At 41.1% G+C, this 23341-nt stretch carries 19 protein-coding genes and 1 pseudogene; 16 read left to right on the top strand and 4 right to left on the bottom strand.

Going from position 1 to position 23341, the window contains the following annotated elements:
• The first annotated feature begins 37 nt into the window (after positions 1-37).
• From lldR to dld, 3 genes and pseudogenes are all read left to right on the top strand, one after another.
• Positions 38-771, top strand: a pseudogene (lldR, locus tag GO593_RS06935) (transcriptional regulator LldR).
• Positions 768-1919, top strand: a complete 1152-nt coding sequence (lldD, locus tag GO593_RS06940; RefSeq protein WP_000587282.1) for an FMN-dependent L-lactate dehydrogenase LldD — start codon at positions 768-770, stop codon at positions 1917-1919. The pseudogene lldR and the gene lldD overlap by 4 nt, the downstream one beginning before the upstream one ends.
• Before the next feature lie 325 nt (positions 1920-2244).
• The gene (gene dld, locus GO593_RS06945; RefSeq protein ID WP_001193008.1) at positions 2245-3951 is read left to right on the top strand and encodes a D-lactate dehydrogenase; all 1707 of its coding nucleotides are present in this window, start codon (positions 2245-2247) and stop codon (positions 3949-3951) included.
• Positions 3952-3999: 48 nt separating this feature from the next.
• Here the strand turns inward: dld and GO593_RS06950 are convergent, their stop codons facing one another.
• Positions 4000-5214, bottom strand: coding sequence for an amino acid aminotransferase (locus GO593_RS06950; protein ID WP_000486246.1), 1215 nt, complete (start codon positions 5212-5214; stop codon positions 4000-4002).
• Positions 5215-5729: 515 nt separating this feature from the next.
• On the opposite strand from GO593_RS06950, the gene GO593_RS06955 reads away from it, so the two are divergent.
• From GO593_RS06955 to GO593_RS07000, 10 genes are all read left to right on the top strand, one after another.
• Positions 5730-6440: a GntR family transcriptional regulator gene (locus tag GO593_RS06955; RefSeq protein WP_001153627.1), complete on the top strand. Its 711-nt coding sequence runs from the start codon at positions 5730-5732 to the stop codon at positions 6438-6440.
• The gene (prpB, locus tag GO593_RS06960; protein WP_001118924.1) at positions 6433-7317 is read left to right on the top strand and encodes a methylisocitrate lyase; all 885 of its coding nucleotides are present in this window, start codon (positions 6433-6435) and stop codon (positions 7315-7317) included. The genes GO593_RS06955 and prpB overlap by 8 nt, the downstream gene beginning before the upstream one ends.
• A gap of 66 nt (positions 7318-7383) precedes the next feature.
• Positions 7384-8541, top strand: a complete 1158-nt coding sequence (gene prpC, locus GO593_RS06965) for a bifunctional 2-methylcitrate synthase/citrate synthase (protein WP_000097514.1) — start codon at positions 7384-7386, stop codon at positions 8539-8541.
• Entirely contained in the window at positions 8541-11147 is a 2607-nt protein-coding gene (acnD, locus tag GO593_RS06970; RefSeq protein WP_001093582.1) for a Fe/S-dependent 2-methylisocitrate dehydratase AcnD, read from the top strand. The genes prpC and acnD overlap by 1 nt, the downstream gene beginning before the upstream one ends.
• Positions 11148-11215: 68 nt before the next feature.
• Positions 11216-11833 carry a DarT ssDNA thymidine ADP-ribosyltransferase family protein gene (locus tag GO593_RS06975; RefSeq protein WP_000200802.1) on the top strand — a complete coding sequence of 206 codons (618 nt, stop codon included), beginning with the start codon at positions 11216-11218 and terminating at the stop codon, positions 11831-11833.
• 9 nt (positions 11834-11842) lie between these two features.
• Positions 11843-12550 (top strand): DarT1-associated NADAR antitoxin family protein, encoded by a 708-nt coding sequence (locus GO593_RS06980; RefSeq protein WP_001129309.1) that lies wholly within the window; start codon positions 11843-11845, stop codon positions 12548-12550.
• Positions 12551-12805: 255 nt separating this feature from the next.
• Complete coding sequence (locus GO593_RS06985; protein WP_001212192.1) at positions 12806-13744, top strand: PDDEXK family nuclease; 939 nt, start codon at positions 12806-12808, stop codon at positions 13742-13744.
• A 322-nt stretch (positions 13745-14066) separates the two neighbouring features.
• Positions 14067-14201 (top strand): zinc ribbon-containing protein, encoded by a 135-nt coding sequence (locus GO593_RS19150; protein ID WP_001983336.1) that lies wholly within the window; start codon positions 14067-14069, stop codon positions 14199-14201.
• A 122-nt stretch (positions 14202-14323) separates the two neighbouring features.
• The gene (locus tag GO593_RS06995; RefSeq protein WP_000447804.1) at positions 14324-14899 is read left to right on the top strand and encodes a DUF4126 domain-containing protein; all 576 of its coding nucleotides are present in this window, start codon (positions 14324-14326) and stop codon (positions 14897-14899) included.
• 369 nt (positions 14900-15268) lie between these two features.
• A complete protein-coding gene (locus GO593_RS07000; protein ID WP_000710467.1) occupies positions 15269-15574 on the top strand; it encodes a hypothetical protein in 306 nt (101 codons plus the stop codon).
• A gap of 234 nt (positions 15575-15808) precedes the next feature.
• Here GO593_RS07000 and GO593_RS07005 read toward each other — a convergent pair whose 3' ends face one another.
• On the bottom strand, positions 15809-16153 hold the full coding sequence (locus GO593_RS07005; RefSeq protein ID WP_001110159.1) for a hypothetical protein: 345 nt from the start codon (positions 16151-16153) through the stop codon (positions 15809-15811).
• Positions 16154-16345: 192 nt separating this feature from the next.
• A complete protein-coding gene (locus GO593_RS07010; protein ID WP_001985004.1) occupies positions 16346-16630 on the bottom strand; it encodes a hypothetical protein in 285 nt (94 codons plus the stop codon).
• A gap of 666 nt (positions 16631-17296) precedes the next feature.
• On the opposite strand from GO593_RS07010, the gene GO593_RS07015 reads away from it, so the two are divergent.
• Positions 17297-18523, top strand: a complete 1227-nt coding sequence (locus GO593_RS07015) for a beta-ketoacyl synthase N-terminal-like domain-containing protein (protein ID WP_000442893.1) — start codon at positions 17297-17299, stop codon at positions 18521-18523.
• Positions 18524-18532: 9 nt separating this feature from the next.
• Here GO593_RS07015 and GO593_RS07020 read toward each other — a convergent pair whose 3' ends face one another.
• Positions 18533-19225, bottom strand: a complete 693-nt coding sequence (locus GO593_RS07020) for a tetratricopeptide repeat protein (RefSeq protein WP_000694318.1) — start codon at positions 19223-19225, stop codon at positions 18533-18535.
• Positions 19226-19485: 260 nt separating this feature from the next.
• On the opposite strand from GO593_RS07020, the gene GO593_RS07025 reads away from it, so the two are divergent.
• Together GO593_RS07025 and GO593_RS07030 are read left to right on the top strand one after the other, a co-directional pair.
• A complete protein-coding gene (locus GO593_RS07025; protein ID WP_001178477.1) occupies positions 19486-22332 on the top strand; it encodes a type VI secretion system Vgr family protein in 2847 nt (948 codons plus the stop codon).
• 2 nt (positions 22333-22334) lie between these two features.
• Positions 22335-23333, top strand: coding sequence for a hypothetical protein (locus tag GO593_RS07030; RefSeq protein ID WP_000938194.1), 999 nt, complete (start codon positions 22335-22337; stop codon positions 23331-23333).
• Positions 23334-23341: the final 8 nt, after the last annotated feature.

The raw sequence follows: 23341 nt of genomic DNA on the forward strand, positions 1-23341 counted from the left end.
CTCCAGTGAAGGAAACGCGATGAGAATCTCCGATCAAGTGGTCATGAAATTGCAGGCATTAATTGAAGAGCGTCATATGAAAAAAGGTGATCGTTTGCCTGCCGAGCGCCAGCTTGCAACTAGCTTAGGAGTTTCTCGTCCATCCTTACGTGAAGCAATTCAACAGCTCAATAGTCAAGGTGTACTGATTAGTCGCCGTGGCGATGGAACTTATATTCAGCAATTACCTGAACAATGGCCCCAGCAACTGATTGTGAACCCAATCAGCAACCTGATTGAAGAAGATCCGTTATACCGTTTTGATGTGCAAGAGGCGCGTTTGGTACTCGAAGGGGGACTGCATGGTATGCCGCATTACGTTCAACGCCTGAGGATCGCGCCAAAATTCATCATTATTTTAATGAAATTAGTCGCCATCAAAATGCGGGTGACTCAGCACAGGCTGCGGTCGCGGATGCTGAATTCCACTTAGCGATTGCTGAAGCATCTCACAATGTGGTGCTGATTCAAATGATGCGAAGTCTATTTGATTTGCTGCAATACAACGTCTTGTTAGGGCGTAAGAAAGTTTATAACGACCCCGTAAATGGTGACTTGCTGAGCGAGCAGCATTTTCAGGTGATGGATGCTATTGATCGTAAAGATCCCGAGGCCGCACGCCAAGCTGTCTGCGGTCATATTGAATTTGTGATTAATCATGTGCGTTCTCTGGATGAAGATGAAGCTCGCCAGAAACGTGCAAATCGTTTAAATAGAGTTGATTCAAAATGATTATTTCTTCTGGCAATGATTATCGTGCTGCGGCACAACGTCGCTTACCCCCATTTTTATTTCACTACATTGATGGTGGTGCGTATGCGGAATATACCTTAAAGCGTAACGTACAAGATTTGTCAGAAATTGCATTGCGTCAGCGTGTGCTGAATGACATGTCCGCGTTGAGTTTAGAGACAAAACTGTTTAATGAAACGCTGTCGATGCCAGTTGCCTTGGCGCCTGTGGGTTTAACAGGTATGTATGCACGCCGTGGTGAAGTACAAGCCGCAATGGCAGCCGATAAAAAAGGTATTCCATTTACGCTTTCAACGGTTTCTGTTTGCCCGATTGAGGAAGTTGCACCTGCAATTAACCGTCCGATGTGGTTCCAGCTTTATGTATTACGCGATCGAGGTTTTATGCGTAATGCTTTGGAACGTGCAAAAGCAGCGGGTTGTTCAACACTGGTGTTTACCGTAGATATGCCTGTGCCGGGTGCACGTTACCGTGATGCCCATTCGGGTATGAGTGGGCCAAATGCTGCGATGCGTCGTTATATGCAATCAGTATTTCATCCGCATTGGTCATGGAATGTTGGCTTAATGGGTCGTCCGCACGACTTGGGTAATATCTCTAAATATTTAGGTAAACCGACTGGGCTTGAAGACTATATCGGCTGGTTAGGCTCGAACTTTGACCCATCGATTTCATGGAAAGACCTTGAGTGGATTCGTGAGTTTTGGGATGGCCCAATGGTGATTAAAGGCATTTTAGACCCTGAAGATGCCAAAGATGCTGTGCGTTTTGGTGCAGATGGTATTGTGGTATCGAATCACGGCGGTCGTCAGTTAGATGGCGTGATGTCATCTGCTCGTGCATTGCCTGCAATTGCCGATGCCGTGAAAGGTGATTTGGCCATTTTGGCTGACTCAGGCATTCGTAATGGTTTAGACGTGGTGCGTATGTTGGCGCTCGGTGCCGATACGGTTTTACTTGGTCGTGCGTTTGTGTATGCCTTGGCAGCAGCAGGTGGGCAAGGGGTTTCGAACTTGCTTGATTTGATTGATAAAGAAATGCGTGTTGCGATGACGCTCACGGGTGCTAAGTCGATTTCGGATATTAATGCGGATTGTTTAGTACAGGCGATTAAACAAGGACTTTAAAACATAGTAAGTGAAGCAGTAAGCACAGCCTCAAAATTTGGTGATTTGCTGATGTTTTACGTATAGGCATTTGTCACTTTTGAAAGGTCAAAAGTAACCAAAAACCTTTTGTTGAGCAAACCGTACTTCCTTGTACGGTTGCTCAACAGGCGGCATCCCTGCCGCCAATGCGTCGCCAATTTGCATTAAATCTAATACCTAGAGATTAGCTGCTGGTGCTAAGCGTCAATGAGCTGCTTACATCGAAGTTTTCCCTGTAAGACTACGTCGTGTTGCTCTAAATTTAAAAAAACTATGTGGTATGGATGACCAAAAGGAAACCATCATGCAAACATTTTCTCCTAAAGCAGTGATCGAACGTTTACAGAATATTGTAGGGCGTTCTTATGTTTTGACCGATGATCAAAGTACGCGTCAGTACCGTCAAGGTCGTCGTTTTGGTGAGGGGAAAGTGCTTGCAGTGGTTGTACCAGGGACCTTGCTAGAGCAATGGCAGGTGCTCCAAGCTGCAATTGAGGCAGACTGTATTGTGATTATGCAGGCGGCCAATACGGGATTGACCGGTGGTTCAACTCCGTATGGCGATGACTATGATCGTCCTGTTTTGGTGATGAGTACCCGCCGTTTAAAGGGTATTCAAGTCATCCATGACGGCAAGCAAGTCATTTGTTTACCGGGTGCGACCTTAGATAATTTAGAGCAAATTTTAAAAGGCTATAATCGTGAACCACATTCGGTGATTGGTTCATCTTGTATTGGTGCATCGGTACTCGGCGGTGTGTGTAATAACTCTGGTGGTGCACTGGTACGCCGTGGTCCTGCGTATACGGAACTGGCGTTATATGCTCAGGTGAACTCTGCTGGTCAATTAGAGCTGGTGAATCATTTAGGCGTAAATTTGGGCTCGACACCCGAAGAAATTTTGACTCGTTTAGAGAAGCAGCAATACAAAGCCGTAGATATTTTAGATGATAGCGAAAAGCAGGCGTCTGACCATCGTTATGCGCACGATGTGACGCAAGTGGATGAGGATACGCCTGCTCGTTTTAATGCAGACCCGTCACGATTATTTGAAGCATCAGGTTCGGCAGGTAAAGTCTGTGTGTTTGCTGTACGCCTTGATACCTATGAAAAAGTAGAGAGCAGTGTTTTTTATATTGGTAGTAATGATGCCGATGATTTAACGGCTATTCGTCGCTACTTACTGACCTCACTGCCAAGCTTGCCAATTGCGGGCGAATATATTCACCGTGATGCTTATTTGATTGGTGAAAAGTACGGAAAAGACACCTTCTTATTTATTGAAAAGTTTGGTACAGCCAATGTTCCAAAAGCTTTCGCGATGAAAGACAAAGTCGATGGCTTTTTAGAAAAATTTAAAATTAAAGGTTTAACAGACCAGATTTTACAGGCAATTACCTTCTTTTTACCGAGTCATTTGCCTAAGCGTATGACCGAATATCGAGATCGTTATGAGCACCATTTAGTGTTACGTGTTGAAAATAATTCAAAAGCTCAGACCGAGCAGTTTTTAAAAGAATATTTTGCAGTGCATCAGTCAGGCAACTATTTCGTATGTAGTGAAGAGGAAGGTCGAAAGGCGTTCTTACACCGTTTTGCGATTGCAGGAGCTGCAATTCGTTATCGCGATACACACCGTAGTGAAGTTGAAGATATTGTGGCGCTTGATATTGCGTTACGTCGTAATGACCGCGAATGGGTAGAGCAACTACCAGCCGAGATGGAAAACAAAATTCTCTATAAACTCTATTATGGGCATTTCTTTTGTCATGTGTTCCATCAAGACTATATTCTTAAAAAGGGCAATGACCCTTTAGAAATGGAACATCAAATGTGGAAATTACTCGATGCGCGCCGTGCTGAATATCCGGCAGAGCATAATGTCGGGCATCTTTATATTGCCAAGCCTGCCTTAGCCAACTTTTATCAAAAACTCGACCCAACCAATAGCTTTAATGTGGGGATTGGACATACCTCAAAACTGAAATATTGGGGCAAGGCTAAATCGTAATATCGAGACATAAAAAAAGGCGCCGAAGCGCCTTTTTTTATAGATGATTTATGCAGCTTCTACAGATTTAGCAAGCACTTCAGCCATCGCTTTAGCAACAGTGTAAACATTGTTCATGTTTAAACCTGCTACACAAATACGGCCACTACGTACTAAGTAGATTGCATATTCTTCACGCAAGATATCAACTTGCTCAGCAGTTAGACCTGTGTAGCTGAACATACCTTTCTGGTTTACAAGGTAGCTAAAGTCACGGTCTGGTAATGCTTTAGTGAGTTCGTCTTTCAAGATGCTACGCATTTTGATAATACGCTCACGCATCTCTTTCACTTCACCTTGCCATTGTTGGTTAAGTTCAGCGTCATTTAACACTTCATCAACTAGCCAAGCACCTGTTGTAGGAGGGCTAGAGTAAATACGGCGTACAGTCGCTTTTAACTGACCGAATGTGCACTGAGCAGCTTCTGCATCGTCACATACGAAAGTTAAGCCGCCAACACGCTCGCCATATAAAGAGAAGATTTTAGAGAACGAGTTGCTCACAATGAAGTTTAGACCCGCTTGGTCTAAAGCACGGATTGCATACGCATCTTCTTCCATACCGTCACCAAAACCTTGGTAAGCGATGTCTAGGAATGGAATAAGGTTACGGTCTTTTAATACTGCAATTACTTGGTCCCATTGCGCTGGGTTTAAATCAGCACCCGTTGGGTTATGGCAGCATGGGTGCAACAACACAATGCTTTGCTCAGGCAAAGTTTTAAGTGTAGAAAGCATACCGTCAAAATCTACACCACGCGTTTCTGCATCGAAATATGGGTAGAAATGAGTCTTAATGCCAGCGCCATTGAAAATCGCAACGTGGTTATCCCAAGTTGGTTGGCTCACCCAAACGTCTGAATTTGGGAAATAAGTTTTTAAGAAATCCGCACCAACTTTCAATGCACCTGAACCACCAAGCGTTTGGATGGTTACAGCACGGCCAGCTTTAACTGCTGGGCTGTTTGCACCAAATAAAAGTGCTTGAATTGCTTCACGGTAAGGTTTGAAGCCTTCCATTGGCAAATAAAGTTTGGTTTTACCGTTCTTAGGCTCAATACGCTTTTGTGCCTCGATAATGGTCTCTAACTGAGGAACAATGCTGTCTTCGTTATAATAAAGACCAATACTCAAGTTTACTTTTTCAGAACGAGTATCAGCATTGAACTGTTCCATTAAAGAGAGAATTGGATCGCCTGCGTATGGGGGGATATGTTGAAACATCAAAAAAGTCCTTTCATTCAACAATATGCATAGTGCTGGGTTTTTTCTGTCTCGAAAAATACGCTACAACTATGTCGATGCTCAATAATGTATCAATAAAGCTACCGTGAAGCACCTGATAATTTCACTAATATCGATATTTTCTGGATGAAAATGATAAAAAGATTTAAAAGAAATTACGGTAAATAGAAACTAATTTCTAACTCATGCTTTCATTCAAGCAGATTGTCTACAATCTTGCTGTAATACATTGGTTGTAGACTAAAGTTTGAAACAAAAGTTTAATGACTAAAAAGTAACTAAGAAAGAGTCATAAAACTATAGATAAATTGACACTAAATTATTGTTTTATAAATATTAACTGGCAAGTGGTGTAATGCTCTAAATATAAGGTGAGAGAACAGGCCAAACGATAAAAATTGACCTGATACGTTCTGTAAAGTGTCAACAATCACCTTGATTTTTTTCATTCATACCGCTATAAAACTCATAATTGATTAAAAATTGTCGACAATATGCAAGATTTGACCTTCGCACCAGAGCCACTACAAAGTCAGGGAAGAACACTGACCGAGAATGTATTTAAACAAATACAGACGGCGATTGTTTTAGGTCAAATTCCGGCAGGTAGCAAAATTTCCGAGCCTGAACTGGCGCGCACTTACGGCATTAGCCGTGGGCCTTTGCGTGAAGCAATTCATCGCCTTGAAGGGCAACGTTTGGTTGAGCGTACTGCACATGTGGGCGCGCGTGTGGTTTCGCTCTCACTGCAACAGTTTAAAGAGCTTTACCAGATTCGTGCGTCATTAGAAGGTTTAGCTTGCAAACTTGCGGCACAGCATATTGATAAAAAGCAAATTTTGGCGCTACGTGATGTCTTACGTATGCATGCCGAAGATGAAAACTTTAAAGCAGGTAAAGGATATTACTTGCAAGAAGGGCAGGACGATTTTCACTACTGCATTATCAAAAGTAGTGGCAATAAAACCCTAGAAAAAATGCTATGTGATGAGCTTTATCATCTCATCCGTATGTACCGAATTCAGTTTTCAAACACACCCGATCGTCCAAGCAAAGCTTGGGACGAACATATCCGTATTTTAGATGCAATTGCAGAAGGCGATGGTGAACTTGCCGAGCTGCTCATGCATCGACATATCAATGCTTCTTACAAAATTATTGAGCAAACACTGCTACAAGCACAAGGAGAACATAACAATGGCTAAACAATCCGCAGGTCAGCTATTTCGCGATGCCGTAGCCCAAGAAAAGCCATTACAAGTGGTGGGAACCATCAATGCCAATCATGCACTTTTGGCAAAACGTGCAGGTTATAAAGCGATTTACTTATCAGGTGGTGGTGTAGCAGCTGGTTCTTTAGGCTTACCTGATTTGGGAATCAGTAACCTTGATGATGTGTTGACTGATGTACGCCGAATTACTGATGTATGTGATCTTCCATTATTGGTCGATGCTGACACAGGTTTTGGTGCTTCTGCATTTAACATTGCCCGTACTACGAAATCACTTATCAAGTTTGGTGCTGCGGCAATGCACATTGAAGACCAAGTGGGTGCAAAACGTTGTGGTCACCGTCCGAACAAAGCCATTGTGACTCAAGAAGAAATGGTTGACCGTATTAAAGCTGCGGTCGATGCGCGTGGTGATGACAGCTTCGTGATTATGGCGCGTACCGATGCGTTAGCGGTTGAAGGCTTACAAGCTGCCATTGACCGTGCGGGTGCCTATATTGAGGCAGGCGCAGACATGTTGTTCCCTGAAGCAATTACCGAGCTTGATATGTACAAGCAATTTGCTCAGAAGACAGGCGTACCAATTTTGGCAAACATTACCGAGTTTGGCTCGACACCACTGTTTACCACTGAAGAGTTAGCATCTGCCGATGTAAGCCTTGCGCTTTATCCGCTTTCTGCTTTCCGTGCCATGAACAAGGCAGCCGAAACTGTGTATGAAACCTTGCGTAAAGAAGGCACGCAAAAGAATGTGGTTGATATTATGCAAACGCGTAAAGAGTTATATGAACGCATTAACTACTACGCGTTTGAAGACTACTTAGACAACGCATTTGCTAAAAAGAAATAAGAAGTAAAACACGGTACATATGCCGTGTTCCCCAAATAATTTAAATAGATAGGAAAGGACAATCTTATGAGCTCAAATGAAACAACAACAGGCTTCAAACCAAAAAAATCAGTTGCACTTAGCGGACAAGTTGCAGGCAACACAGCACTTTGTACCGTAGGACGTAGCGGTAACGACTTGCACTATCGTGGCTATGACATTCTTGACCTTGCGGCAGGTAGCGAGTTTGAAGAAGTTGCTCACTTGCTCGTACATGGCAAATTACCAAACAAAGCTGAACTCAAAGCATATAAAGCAAAATTAAAAGCACTTCGTGGCTTACCGGCAGCACTTAAAACTGCACTTGAGCAATTACCACCATCTGCACACCCAATGGATGTGATGCGTACTGGTGTTTCAGTACTAGGTTGTTTAACTCCAGAACACGAAGACCACAATGAAGCGGGCGCAAAAGACATTGCTGATAAATTAATGGCAAGCTTAGGTTCAATGCTGCTCTATTGGTATCACTTCAGCAACAACGGTCGTCGTATTGAAGTTGAAACAGATGATGACTCAATTGCAGCGCATTTCTTGCACTTACTTCATGGCGAAAAACCATGTGAAGAGTGGATTCAAGCGATGCATACATCACTTATTTTGTATGCTGAGCATGAGTTCAACGCATCTACATTTACCTCACGCGTGGTTGCAGGTACAGGTTCTGACATGTACTCGGCAATTACAGGCGGTATTGGTGCACTTCGCGGACCTAAGCACGGTGGTGCAAACGAAGTTGCATTCGTGATTCAACAACGTTACGACAATCCAGACGAAGCAGAAGCTGACATCCGTAAACGTGTTGAAAATAAAGAAGTCGTAATCGGATTTGGTCACCCTGTATATACAGTTTCTGACCCACGTAACGAAGTGATCAAGAAAGTGGCGCATGACTTAGCAGAAGCGCAAGAGAACACCAAAATGTACCTCATCGCTGAGCGTTTGGAAGCAGTGATGAAAGAAGTGAAAAACATGTTCCCGAACCTCGACTGGTTCAGTGCGGTGAGTTATCACTTAATGGGTGTTCCAACTGCAATGTTTACACCGTTATTCGTAATTGCACGTACAGCAGGTTGGTCAGCGCACGTGATTGAACAACGTCAAGACGGCAAAATCATTCGTCCAAGCGCGAACTACACAGGCCCTGAAAACCTCGAATTTAAACCATTGGCGGAGCGTGGTTAATGAACACAAAATACCGTAAACCGCTGGCAGGTACCCAGCTTGAATACTACGACGTGCGTCAAGCCGTTGAAGATATTCAGCCAGGCGCATACGAAAAACTGCCTTACACCTCTAAAGTACTCGCTGAGCAATTGGTACGCCGTGCCGATGCCGAGAACTTAACTGCTTATTTAACGCAGTTGATTGAACGCCGTCAGGACTTGGACTTTCCTTGGTATCCAGCGCGCGTGGTGTGTCATGACATTTTGGGTCAAACTGCATTGGTTGACCTTGCAGGTTTGCGTGACGCGATTGCTGAGAAGGGCGGTGACCCATCTAAGGTTAACCCAGTTGTACCAACACAGCTCATTGTCGACCACTCTTTAGCAGTGGAATATGGTGGTGCTGACCCAGACGCTTTTGCAAAAAACCGTGCTGTTGAAGACCGCCGTAATGAAGACCGTTTCCACTTTATTGAGTGGACCAAAACTGCATTTAAAAATGTTGATGTGATCCCTGCGGGGAACGGCATTATGCACCAGATTAACCTAGAGAAAATGTCTCCGGTGATTCAGGCGCGTGATGGCGTAGCATTCCCAGACACATGTGTCGGTACAGACTCACACACACCACATACAGACGCTTTGGGCGTAATTTCTGTGGGCGTGGGTGGCTTAGAAGCTGAAAACGTAATGTTAGGCCGTGCATCTTGGATGCGTCTGCCAGACATTATTGGTGTTGAGTTTGTAGGTCAGCGTCAGGCAGGCATTACTGCAACAGATATCGTACTTGCTCTAACTGAATTCTTACGTAAAGAACGCGTGGTTGGTGCTTACCTTGAGTTCTTTGGTGAAGGCGCTGACAGTATGTCTGTGGGTGACCGTGCAACCATTTCGAACATGACACCAGAATATGGCGCTACGGCTGCGATGTTCTACATCGACCAAAACACAATCGACTACTTACGCCTAACAGGCCGTGAAGATGCTCAAGTGGCATTGGTTGAACAGTACGCAAAAGAAATTGGCCTTTGGGCATCTGAAATGACCAAAGCAGAGTACCCACGTGTACTACGTTTTGATCTGTCAACAGTCACACGTAACATTGCTGGCCCCTCAAACCCACATGCACGTGTTTCAACTGCGGACTTAAAAGAAAAAGGCATTGCAGGTGTAGTTGAAAACCGTTCTGATGGCTTAATGCCAGATGGCGCAATCATTATTGCTGCAATTACTTCATGTACCAACACTTCTAACCCACGTAACACTGTGGCGGCAGGTTTGTTGGCACGTAAGGCAAATGAGCTAGGTTTGGTTCGTAAACCTTGGGTGAAATCATCATTTGCACCGGGTTCAAAAGCGGCCGCACTTTACCTTGAAGAAGCAGGTGTTCTAAAAGACTTAGAGAAACTTGGTTTTGGTATTGTGGCTTACGCTTGTACGACGTGTAACGGTATGTCTGGTGCGTTAGATCCAGCTATCCAGCAAGAAATTATTGACCGTGACTTGTACGCAACCGCAGTACTCTCTGGTAACCGTAACTTCGATGGCCGTATCCATCCTTATGCAAAACAAGCATTCTTGGCATCTCCACCGCTTGTTGTGGCATATGCAATTGCAGGTACGATTCGTTTTGACATCGAAAAAGATGCGTTAGGTTATGACAAAGAAGGTAACCCGATTTACCTCAAAGACATCTGGCCATCCGACGCTGAAATTGATGCCTTAGTTAAAGAAGCCGTGAAGCCTGAACAGTTCCGTAAAGTCTACATTCCAATGTTTGACTTGGGCGAAGTGGAGCAAGCGAAAAGCCCACTTTACGACTGGCGTCCGCAAAGTACTTACATCCGCCGTCCACCATATTGGGAAGGGGCGTTGGCTGCACCACGTACTTTGGCGAACATGCGTCCGCTTGCGATTTTGGGTGACAACATCACCACCGATCACTTGTCACCTTCAAATGCGATTTTGATGGACTCGGCTGCGGGTGAATATCTTCACAAAATGGGCGTACCAGAAGAAGACTTCAACTCATACGCAACGCACCGTGGTGACCACTTGACTGCACAACGTGCAACATTTGCAAACCCGAAACTGTATAACGAAATGGTTCGCCGTTCAGACGGTACCATTAAGCAAGGTTCAAAAGCGCGTGTAGAGCCAGAAGGCGAAGTGATGCGCATGTGGGAAGCAATTGAAACCTACATGAACCGTAAGCAACCGTTAATTATTATCGCGGGTGCTGACTACGGTCAGGGTTCAAGCCGTGACTGGGCTGCAAAAGGTGTCCGCCTTGCAGGTGTTGAAGCGATTGTAGCAGAAGGTTTTGAGCGTATTCACCGTACCAACTTGGTGGGTATGGGCGTGTTACCACTTGAGTTTAAACCGGGTGTAAACCGCAAGACTTTAAAACTAGATGGTACAGAGCTTTATAGCGTGATTGGTAATATTGCGCCGCGTTCGACTTTAACTTTGGTTATTGAACGTGCCACAGCGGATGGTAAAGAAGAGATTCTTGAAGTGCCTGTGACTTGCCGTTTAGATACAGAAGAAGAAGTTTCTGTATATGAAGCGGGCGGTGTATTACAGCGTTTTGCGCAAGACTTTTTAGAAGGCCAAGTGGCTTAATAAAAAAGTTGTTGAAATTTAATAGTATAAACCCCAAGTAAAAGCTAAATTAGCTTGGGGTTTATACATTGACAAGTATTCAAGAAGTCATCAATAAAAGAGAAATTAAATCTATTTTTCATTTTACGAGGGTTGAAAATCTTAATAATATTTTAACAAACGGAATAATTCCAAGAAATAATTTATCCAATAAAACATCGATATTTAATGATACTGTAAGAGCTGATGGAAAATTAGACTATAGTAGTTTCAGTATAAGTTTTCCAAATCATCTAATGTTTTATCGATTGAGATGTGCTGTTCCTGAAAGCAAATGGGCTATTTTAGTTTTCAAATCTGATTTATTAACTACAAACAATTGTTTATTTTACCCTGTGAATGCGGCGTCATCTAATGTTAGTAGATCACCAGTAGATATGTTCCGTGGAGGGCAAGCATTGGAAAGAATGTTTACTTATTCTGCCGAGAGTCGTGAAAGTGTTCTTAGAGCATGTGATCCTACAGATGTTCAGGCAGAAGTAATGATTCCTGGAATAGTTACTATGGAAAATTTGAAAGGTTGTATTTTGAGTGAAAAGGATTTAGTAGAATTTTTTTCTAAAAGATTTCCAAACATTAAATTCGTCCACTGTCATTCAGGAAGACAAGTATTTAATACAAGAAAAGCTTTCCTTTGGGGCTATTAGAGGTGTGAAATGGCAAAACGACCTGTTTTTATTCCTAATTCTAGTGGTTCTACACTTGTTGATACAAAAATGATAGATTTTCAATATCATTCAGGTTTTGCAGTTGTTCAAAAGCAAAAATCTATTAATTCGCTACATGACAGTATTCGAGATAAATTAGATATTTTCAACATTTTGGAAATATCTAGTAAATCAGAGGTAGAGTTGGGGGTGGCTCTTAGTGCTTTTAATCTAATGATGTTTGATAAAAAAACACATCAAAAATTTAGTGTTGAATGTGCTTTTCAAAGTAGTAAAGTTTTTCAAAATGGAGGCCCATTTTTGGATCTTTTAAACGTTACTTCAAGAGAAGCGAAAAAGGACGAAAGATTAAAAACTTCAGGACAGTTAAAAAAGTTTACTTTTTATGGAATTGATTGGGCTTTAGATCCATTAACAGCATTCTATGATTGGTTATATATTAACGCATTAAATTTTAATGCTGAGTATCATCAAGAACTCTTAGCATATGAAGCGTTTACTGATATTGAGTTTAATCCTGAAAAATCAATAAATTGTCAGGCTTATTCAATTGCAATGTTTGTAGCTTTATCAAAAAGAAATCTGTTAGATAAAGTTAGAAATCCTAAAGAATTTCTTAAGTTTTATAGTGATTTTAAAGTAAATAATGCTTATTTTGCTATTCAAAACAATTCTCAAGCAGGAAATCTTTTTTAATTCAAAAATTCTTAGTTAGGGGGATGTTTGTTATGCGGTATGTTTCAATAATTAGATTTATACCGTTAGCAAATAATCAAATTCCACTTGGAGAATTTCCATCCTGTAGAGAAGCTGTTGCTTATGCAAAGCTAGAATACAATAGCGCTAGAATTAATGGGTGTGCTTATTGTCATACTACCTAAGTTAAAGTAATTGATTCTATTTAACAAAAGGCCTACTTTAGAGTAGGTTTCTTTATTTTTAGAGGCTTTTATGAGGTTTAGAGATAGAAATTTAAAAGATATTGCAGACTGTATTGTGGGTGACAGGCAATATTTTCCTTATAGAAGTAGTTTTTATATTACACAGTTTTTTGATGAGTGTGATTTACCTTATGTACATGATGGTAGTACTAGATGGTGGTGGACAGCAGAAAGATTAAAGGAATTATTGGAAGAACCTTGTGCAAAAGACTCTTTACCTGAGAAATTTATCAATCTGCTTAGGATATTAATGTATAAGTCTGATGCAACAGAAGATGATCCTGAAAGAATAAATGCATTAATTGAATTGAATAAACCATTAAGTCGGGAGGGATTCGAAGCTTTTTATGGAAACGATAATATTTTATATGTAAGAAATATAAGAACCAATAATTTGATAAAACCAAGTGAAAATCCACATAGACCATTCACAGAAGATGAGCTAAAGAAAAGAGAATTACTTATAAACTTTTTAGAGCGATGTTCAGAAGATGAGTTAATTGAAAAAATTTTATTACCTTTATTTAGAATATTGGGTTTTCAAAGAATTACGGTAGCTGGACATAGAGACAAAGCTTTAGAATATGGGAAAGATATTTGGATGAAATTTACGCTGCCCACCCAACATATAATTTATTTTGGGATACAAGTTAAGAAAGGAAAATTAGATTCTTCTGGAATGACTAAAGCAGGGAATCATAATATTGCTGAAATTTATAACCAAACTACAATGATGTTAGGACATGAGATTTTTGATCCAGAAACAAATAAAAGAGTTTTAGTTGATCATGCTTATATCATTGCAGGTGGAGAAATTACTAAAGCAGCAAGAAATTGGTTGGGAAATAAACTTGATGCTAATAAGAGAAGTCAAATAATCTTTATGGACAGAGAAGATATTCTAAATTTATTTACGGTTAACTTAATCGAAGTTCCGCAATTATCTTAGATCAATAAAAAAAGCCCGACATCCTGTCGGGCTTTTTCGTATTTGGTTGCTAGATATGACTCCTGTCGTATCTCACGATCCTGATGCATGAACCTATTATTGTTGTTTTATGTTCCGGAACATCCTGTTCCTGTATGAGTTCATATTAGAAAAAAAGCAGGGGACGGCCAATCCGCTAAATCCCTAAATCTGTGTAAGATAAATCGTACAAATAACATTTTTTGCATTTATGCCATCATCATCGGGCGAAATGGACAATTGACAATCACTCTAACTGGGTTATATTCCTGTTTAATATATATACGATTATAGGAATGTAATCATGGTAACAGCTGGCGAAAAACCCGGAACAGGCTTCTATTTCTGTGCTCAGTGCGGACATAGAGTGTTTTTAGAAATTAATACCGACCCTTTACCACCTTGCACAAAATGCTACTGCACGCAATTTAAACGTTAAGAATGAAATAATATTTGCGTTCGCATTTAACAAAAAGCCCTGTCACCCGATGGGGCTTTTTGTTAATTTAAAAATAAGACTTACATAACAAGACCCGTGATGGGCATTAAAAGGAAACCGTTATGGAAACAATATTGGGTTTATGTATTGGTGTGGGCCTGAGCGCTGCCTGCGGTTTTCGCGTGTTTGTGCCGCTACTGGTTATGAGCATTGCCACCATGATGGGATGGTTCGAGCCATCAAAAGGCTTTGAATGGTTAGCTCTGCCATCGGTGTGTTTGGCTTTAGGTGTGGCAACGGTGTGTGAAGTCGCGGCTTACTATATCCCGTGGGTCGATAATGCTTTAGACACAGTCGCAACCCCTGCGGCCATGATCGCGGGTACGTTAGCGACAATGGCGGTCAGTAGTGGAGAAATGTCTCAGTTTGCCAGTTGGGCAGCAGCCATTATTGTCGGTGGTGGTACGGCTGGCGTAGTGCAAATGAGTACCGTTGCTGCACGTGGTGTTTCAACTGCAACCACGGGTGGCTTGGGTAATTTTGTCGTTGCGACAGGGGAGTGGATTGGAGCAATCTTACTTTCAGTTTCAGCTATGCTGGTGCCTGCGCTTGTTGCAATAGTGGTGCTGATTGCGGTTATTTGGGTGGTGCGTTGGATTCGCCATAAAAAGCAAGAACAGGCACATACCCCGCTATAGGTGAGTGTAAATATCATTTTTAAATGACCATAAAAAAAGCCCGACATCCTGTCGGGCTTTCTTGTATTTGGTGATTAGATATGACTCCTGTCGTATCTCACGCTCCTGGTGCTTGAACGTATTATTGTTGTTTTATGTTCCGGAACATCCTGTTCCTGTATGACTTCATAATAGGAAAAAAGAGGGATGTCGCCAATCCGCAAAAACCCTAAAAGTTTGTAGGATAAAACGTACATTAGAAAGTGGCTTGTGGAATCTTAATTATTGTAAATATATATTGAATACCCTGTAAAAAGTAGCAGTAGATTTTTGATAAAAATATGCTCAATATAAAAATGAATAACTCTAAAATTTAGGGAGAACTATCCTATGAAGAAGGCCTATAAAAATATAGTTTTAAAGTTTAAAAAACTTAAAAAGCGTGAATTTAAAGAAATGCCTGACTATCTATTAGTTATTTTCGGTGCTTCAGCCTTTTTGATTTCGAGTTATTGGGGATTCGTTGTAACCGAAGTGACTCCAGACTTTATTAGAGCTGTGAACAAGCAAGCACATATAGATATATTGGGTATCTCAGTCGGAACTATTTTATTAGCTTTGGCCGCAGAGGTATGGTTTTTTGGTGCAATAGCTTTTCGCTGTAATAATCTTCTTTATGAAAGATGGTTTAAGTAATTATTTAAGCTAGGATAATAAACATAAAAAAAGCCCGACATCCTGTCGGGCTTTTTCGTATTTGGTGATTAGATATGACTCCTGTCGTATCTCACGCTCCTGGTGCTTGAACGTATTATTGTTGTTTTGTGTTCCGGAACATCCTGTTCCTGTATGACTTCATATTAGGAAAAAAGCAGAGTATCGCCAATCCGCAAAAACCTTAAAAGTTTGTAGGTTAAAACGTACAAGCTACTATTCATCTTGGGGTAAAGGCCAAAGAATATCTTTGTTTTGCTTGAATTTTTTGTACCAATATTGGCTTATCAGCGCTTTGTCATCTCTATCGAAATGATAAACGAATATATCTAAAGCTTCATTTAAGTCGAGGTCATAGCGAAACTTGGCAGTAGCTAAATGATCTTGTATTTCATATAATTGATTAAATACAGGCAAAGAATCTTCATAAGTTAATAATTGAATTTGTTGAAGAAGTTCTTTTATTTGATGCTCATACGCATCTAAAATTCTTGCCAGATCAATCCATGCATCTCTATATGTGATAAGTCTTTGCTCAAATTCATCCCATGTGTAATTCATTCTAATAAATGTTCAAAAGTTGAATGTAAGCACAGCATAACTTGATTGGTTATAAAATTGATCTGATTTTTCAAAATGCTAGATCGGCAAATCAAAAAACTTAGGCCTCTGTGTCACAACAGACTTTAATTTTTTGCGCTGATTTAAAGTACAACACCATTGCGACACAGAGATAAAGAGCTAAGCCAACGCTTAGCCCAGACTACTTTTGTCACACCGCTGCATGGTGCTTAAAAAAGTAGGGGCAAAGTCCCGTGGGAGAACAGGACTTTGCAAACTGACATGTTCTAGGTGCTGCATAAGCTTCGGGGAATAGGTTTGTTCGAGTCGCTGGTAAATACATTCGCAACTGGTCTTGCTATGCCCACTCGACAGGCAAATTTTTTCAAACTCTTGCTGAGTGTGGAGGTTACAGCCTGAAATACCCAAGCTAACTAGAACAAAACTTAAAGCCAAAAAAGGTTTATAAATTGTCATATTATTCTCATAATGATTTGTATCTATGCGTAGAATAAAAATATAATCTGTTTAAAAATTAAAATAATTTTTTAGGTAATAATTAATCCTCCTATGCATACAGGAAAATAAAATTTTAAAATAAAAAATAATTTATAAATTTAAAAAATAGGGCGTAAAAAACCAAATTTTAAATCAATAAAATAGTTAAATAAGAGAGAAAATGAGTTTGAAAAATGGCATAGTCAACTCCTTAAAAATGGAGTTCTACCACCAGATTACCGCGAATTAATTAGGGTGGTAGAACGAAAGGGGGTTGACAGACTGGACTCGTAGAACCAGCACGCGCGGGGCGTCCCCCTCCCGTCCTACCGCAAAGAAAGGGGACGCAAGGGTCTAACGAATTATAGTAGAACTACAATTCGCTACGAGTTACGGTCTGTCAAAACCGTCTGGCAATGTAGGCCAGCAACGGAATAATAATCGGTGATTTTAAATACGTCAATTTAATATTTAAAATATTTTTGATTTAATAATAAAACTAAATAGATTTTAAAATAAAAATTTTATTATTAACTTTTTATTTATATTTGATGAGAAAAAATAATAAATATAGAAATATTTTGCCAGTTCCAAAAAAGAACTTGATTGTTAAGATCTATTTTTGTCGTTTTTATAGAGATAAGAATGGAACGTGTTGTCATCACAGGTATGGGAATTAATTCTTGTATTGGAAATACATTAGAGAAAGTAACCGAGTCCTTAAAAGCAGGCCGCTCAGGCATTCGCTATAACGAAGTCTATGCAAAACTGAACTTTCGAAGTCATGTGAGCGCCACTGCCGAAATGAATTTTGAAAATATTGATCCTGAGCTAAAAAAACACATGGGCGTCTGCGCGATGTATGCCTATAACTCGGCACTCGATGCGCTACAACATGCCAAGCTTGATGTAACTGACATTGCCAACAACCCAAAATATGGCGTGATTGGGGGAACAGGCGGCACCTCTACAGCGTCTATCATCGACATGCTGCATACCCTAAAAGAAAAAGGCGCAAGCGAAGTATCACCCGATTTAGCACCACGCTACCTCACCAGCACCATTAGCTCTAACTTATCACGTGCTTTCAACCTAAAAGGCGTATCTCAATCAGTCGCGAGTGCCTGTGCGACTTCAGCCGATGCAATCGGTTATGCATATCACCTTATTGCCGCTGGCAAACAAGACCTGATGCTGGCGGGCGGTGGCGAAGAAGACCATTGGTCCCAAACCGCAATATTCGATGCGATGGGTGCCTTATGTTCTAAATATAACGATGCGCCTGAAACCGCTTCACGCCCATATTCAGTCGATAACGATGGCTTTGTGATTGCTGGCGGCGGTGGCATGGTGGTTTTGGAGTCTTTAAGCCATGCCCAAAAACGCGGAGCAAAAATTTTAGCAGAAGTGGTTGGGTACGCTGCCAATAGTGACGGTGTCGATATGGTTGCCCCAAGTGGTGAAGGGGCGACTCGCTGCATCAAACTGGCACTCGCAGAAGCTAAGCAAAATGGTTCAGACACCATCGACTATATCAACACGCATGGTACTTCAACGCCAGCAGGCGACATTCCTGAACTATTGGCCATAGAGCGAGCTTTTGGTAGTGAAAAAGTACCGCCGCTGAGTTCAACCAAGTCGATGACTGGCCATAGTTTGGGGGCCGCAGGGGTACACGAAGCTATTTATTCTATTTTAATGCTGCAAAATAACTTTATTGCGCCGAGTATTAATATTGCCGAACTGCGCGAAGAAGCTAAAAAGTTCGATATTGTTCAAACAAGCCGAGAAACCGAACTAAAAACAGTTATGAGTAATAGCTTTGGTTTTGGTGGCGTAAATACTTGTCTGGTTTTTAGAAAATGGGAATGACTGTCTTATTCAATCTAAACTTTTAAGCATTTCTTTCGCATCCGAATCACCTGCATCGGCAGCTTGTTGGAACCATTTCTTTGCCAGTTGTAGGTTTTTCGGCGTGCCTTCACCATTTAAATACATCTGGGCCAAGTTGTACTGGGCATCGCTTTCATTATGCTCAGCCGCTTTGGTGTACCACTTAAGGGCTTGCTCATCGCTTTGAGCGACGCCGTGACCTTTTTTATATAGATGAGCTAAATTATATTCTGCGGGCGGATAGCCTTGCTCTGCAGCACGACTATACCATTCAAAAGCCTGCTCATAATTTTGCGCAGTTCCTTCACCTCTGTCATATAACACCCCTAAGTTATATTGCGCTTTGGCATGGCCCTTATCCGCAGCTTTAGCAAAATATTCAAAAGCGCGTTTCATGTCTTTTTCCACGCCTGTACCCGTGAAATACATCATTCCTAAACTATATTTTGCCCCCACGCTTCCATTTTGGTCAGCAGCAGTTAACCATTTAAAAGCTTGTTCATAGTTTTTAACGACACCTTGTTCACCAGTTAAAAGCATGATGCCAAGATGATATTGCGCAATCGGTTGTCCTTGCTGTGCACGATATTGAACATCAGCAACACTCGGCTCAGCAAATGCTGAAGAATGAAGCGAAAAAATCATGGTAAATATATAAAAAGCAGACTTTTTTATTTTCATATCTCATCCTGAATTTTATTAATCTTAAAATTTAATTTCTTGCTATATGTTTGATTTTTATTTAAAAAATTTAATAATACCTCTATGATTTATAGTACTTTAAAATGTTCGACTTTTACGGTTTAAATACCTATTTAATAAGAAATTAACGTAAAACTGCATATTTAGACTAGTTACATTTTGAAAATGAGTATAGATAGACAGATTAGTCTTTTTTTAATTAAAATATGGCTTAAATATAAGTTTGATTGATAATAAAAATGCAGATGAGTGTGTCGAGTATATTGGAACGTTTAGGCCTTGTTTCACAAAATCGTGCTGTTCATATCCAATTCTCAAATCAGTCTTTAAATCAGCAAGTCTTCTTACAACGTATTGAAGGCGAACATACGCTTAATCAGGGCAGCGTTGCTGAGTTATTGTGTCTGTCGACGAACGCCCATATTGCATTAAAACAGTTTATTGGCTGTCAGGTTGCCGTCGATCAGGTCACCGATACAGGCCAGTTTTTTAGAACGACAGGTATTATTACCGAAGCCAGCCAAGGGCAAAGCGACGGCTCACTCACTATTTATAATTTAACTTTAAAAGACCCAACTGCACTCTGGCATAAGCGCCGTAATAGTCGCGTGTTTATGAATAAAAGCGTGCGCGATATTAGTGAAATTCTGTTTAAGGAATGGCAGGGAAAAAGCCCGTTATTTGCCTCAAGCATAACGCTCGATACATCTGGCTTAACTAAAGACTACGATGTGCGTCCATTTGTGATGCAGTCAAACGAAAGCGATTATGACTTTTTAACCCGTTTGTGGCGTAGTGAAGGCATTAACTGGCTGGTCGATGAGTCACAGCTTTTTGTCGCTGACCCAAATGCTTCTATCCAGCCACAAGTCTTACGTTTAATTGACGATAACCAAAATTATCAGGCACTTGAACGCCGTAGCATCCGCTATCAACGCAGCAGTGCGACAGAGCAGTTCGATACCATTACCCAAGTCAAAGCTGAGCGTCGTTTACAACCAACCTCGGTTCATGTGCAACGCTGGCAAGCCGATGCTTTGCAACAAGAAGAAGGTAGCGGCAGCGTACAAGGCACCCAAAAGCACAGCGAACACTATGACAATGCAAGCCTGAACCTTGAAGATGCATGGCATGTTAGCCCAGCGTGGATGCAGGATTTAAACGGGGAAGATCAAGCCACCGCTTCAGGCAATAGCCAGATTGAACAGCTTAACCAGCACATCAATGCTTACCATCACTTGAGTTCTAAACAGTTTACTGTTGCAGGGAATGTCCGTGATGCACAGGTAGGTTACTGGTTTGAACTCAATGACCATCCGGAACTTGACCAACATGACAGTGCTGATAAAGAGTTCTTAATCTTAAGCAAACACTACTATAACCAGAATAATTTACCGAAAGAATTACAACAGCAACTTGAGCGCCTATTACCACAAGGCAAACTCAAGGCAGCCCAACTCGACAGTCAAAACCCTGAGCAGCGCCACTTTGCTGAACTGAACATTGTTCGTCGTAACATCAAAGCTGTGCCTGAATATAACCCGCTAGAGCACCGACCAGCCGCTCACCCACAGCGCGCTAGAGTGGTGGGTTTAGAGGGTGAAAGCATTCATGTCGACCAGTGGGGACGCATTAAAGTCCGTTTCCTGTTTACCCGAGCTGATGACCACAGTCATGATGGTGGAGCTGGAAGTAACGACAATGACACCGACTCGGCTTGGGTCGATGTGCTAACCCCATGGGCAGGGGCAGGTTATGGCGCACGTTTCTTGCCTCGCGTGGGCGAGATCGTTGTCATCGATTTCTTTGACGGTAATATTGACCGCCCGTTTGTGGTGGGGCGTATTCATGAAGCCGAGCGCCACCCGACCCAGTTTGACCAGAAAGGTCAGCTACCTGACACTAAAAAACTCAGCGGTATCCGTTCAGAAGAAGTTGATGGCAAAGGCTTTAACCAGCTCCGTTTTGATGACACCACAGGCCAAATCAGTGCCCAGCTACAAAGTAGCCATGCCGCCAGCCAGCTAAACTTGGGTAACTTAAGCTATCCAAAAGACAAGGCGGAAAGCGATGGTCGTGGGGAAGGTTTTGAACTTAGAACTGACCAGTGGGGCGCGGTTCGAGCTGGTAGCGGCTTACTCATTAGTACCCACAAACAGGATCAGGCTCAAGGTGTACACCTTGATGCAAATGAGGCCAAGCAACAAATCGAAGGCGGCCTCAATAATGCCAAGGCACTCAGTGAAGTTGCTAAAAATCAGCAAACTGATCCATTGGAAATGCTTGAGAACTTAAAAACGTTCATAGAGCAAATTGAAGAGAAAGATCAAGACAAAGCTGCTGCTTTTAAGCAAGCTTTGATGATTTTAACTGCGCCTAACAGTATTGCTCTAGCCAGTAACGAAGACATTCACTTAAGTGCAGATGGTCAGCTCAACCAAACTGCCGGAGATAGCATTAATCTGTCTACTCAAAAGAACTTGATTGCACATGCCCAAAATAAGATTAGCCTTTTTGCAGCGCAACAAGGGGCAAGACTGTATGCAGGCAAAGGTAAAGTCGAAATACAGGCGCAAGGCGATGGAGCTGATTTAATTGCCCGTAAAGCTGTTCAGGTGATTTCGACTGAAGACAAAATCGAAGCGACCGCAGCCAAAGAAATTGTTCTTACCGCAGGCGGCTCTCAAGTCAAAATTACTGGTTCAGGTATTTTTATGACTACAAGCGGCAAGTTTGAGGTGAAGGCTGGACAGCATGTGTTTATGGGAGGCGGGAGTGCGAATGCTAATGTTCCTGCATTGCCTAAATTGGAGTTTGCTCAATCTCCGTATTCTGCTCAATATCAATTATTTAAAGCAGATGGTAGAAATTTCCAAGGATATAAATATTTTATCCATGATTCAAAAAATAATTTAATAAAGCAAGGTATTACTGATAATCAAGGTTTTACTGAACAAGTAGTGACAGAGAGTAAAGAAAGAATCATAGGTTATAAATCTGTAATGAGAGAAAGTGAGCGTATTACTGAGAATTGGGAAGCAAAGTTAGAACAGGTAGCTAATAAAATGAGTTCAGTAGGAAAATAATTATGCTTCCTGTAGTGATTGGAATAATTGAACTAGCTGGATATGCAATAACGGCATATGAATTATATCGTACAGCAGCAAATGCTTATGATGAGGTCAAAAACTATCAAGATAATATTAAAAAGGCAAAAGAAGAAATCAAGAAAATAATGAAAAATCTTGATAAGGAGATCACTGACAAAATTGATCGGCAACGTGAGAAAGTATTATTAACGACCTTGACCACAGGTGATAAACAAACTAACAGTACAAAGTCTGCTTCTGGAAGACCACAAGTAAAAAGTAATGTAATTACTGCTGCCATAAAGCAGAAAATTCCCTTTAGGCCTATTATTAGTCAAATATGTGAAAAAGCAGATCATTTGCCGATGATCCAGTTAAGAAAACAAAAAGGTAAAAAATTAAAAGATGTTATACCGAAGAGTAAGGTGGATATCGTCGCAAAGCTATTGAAGATGACTGCTCAAGAATTAGCAGGTGCAAGTGTTGATGAATATATTATTATTAGATTAAAGCAGCTTGCCGTAAACTTCATGTTTGAGTTTATGGATGAGCTTTTAAAATGGCGTAGTCCTTTAAAATCAGAAGTATGTTTCGGTTATGATATAAAAACTAGGAAATATTTAGCGCCTCAATTAGATGGTCAGACACGTATTAAAAGAGTAGGTTCAGAATTAAATCCATTTTGGCCAATGCCTTATAAAGGTAAAGGTGTAATTGGTGCAGATATTATTATTCCTGAATATCGTGGTGAGCCTTTAACTTTGACTAATATTTTTGCATTGGTTGAAATTAAATTTCAGAATGACCGGATTGATGAAAAACAATTTAATAATTATAACGACTTGAAAAAACAGTGTGCTGATGTCAAGCATGCGGGTAAGATTACGGGAAGTGAGGGTTTTAAACTATCATTGTTCCGCTATCCTGAAGATGCATCAACTACAGAAGCTAAAGACTCTAAGCCAGCTACAATGAATAAAAAGCGTAAAACCAATTAAGGAATATT

The sequence above is a fragment of the Acinetobacter baumannii genome, from assembly GCF_009759685.1.
GTDB lineage: Bacteria > Pseudomonadota > Gammaproteobacteria > Pseudomonadales > Moraxellaceae > Acinetobacter > Acinetobacter baumannii.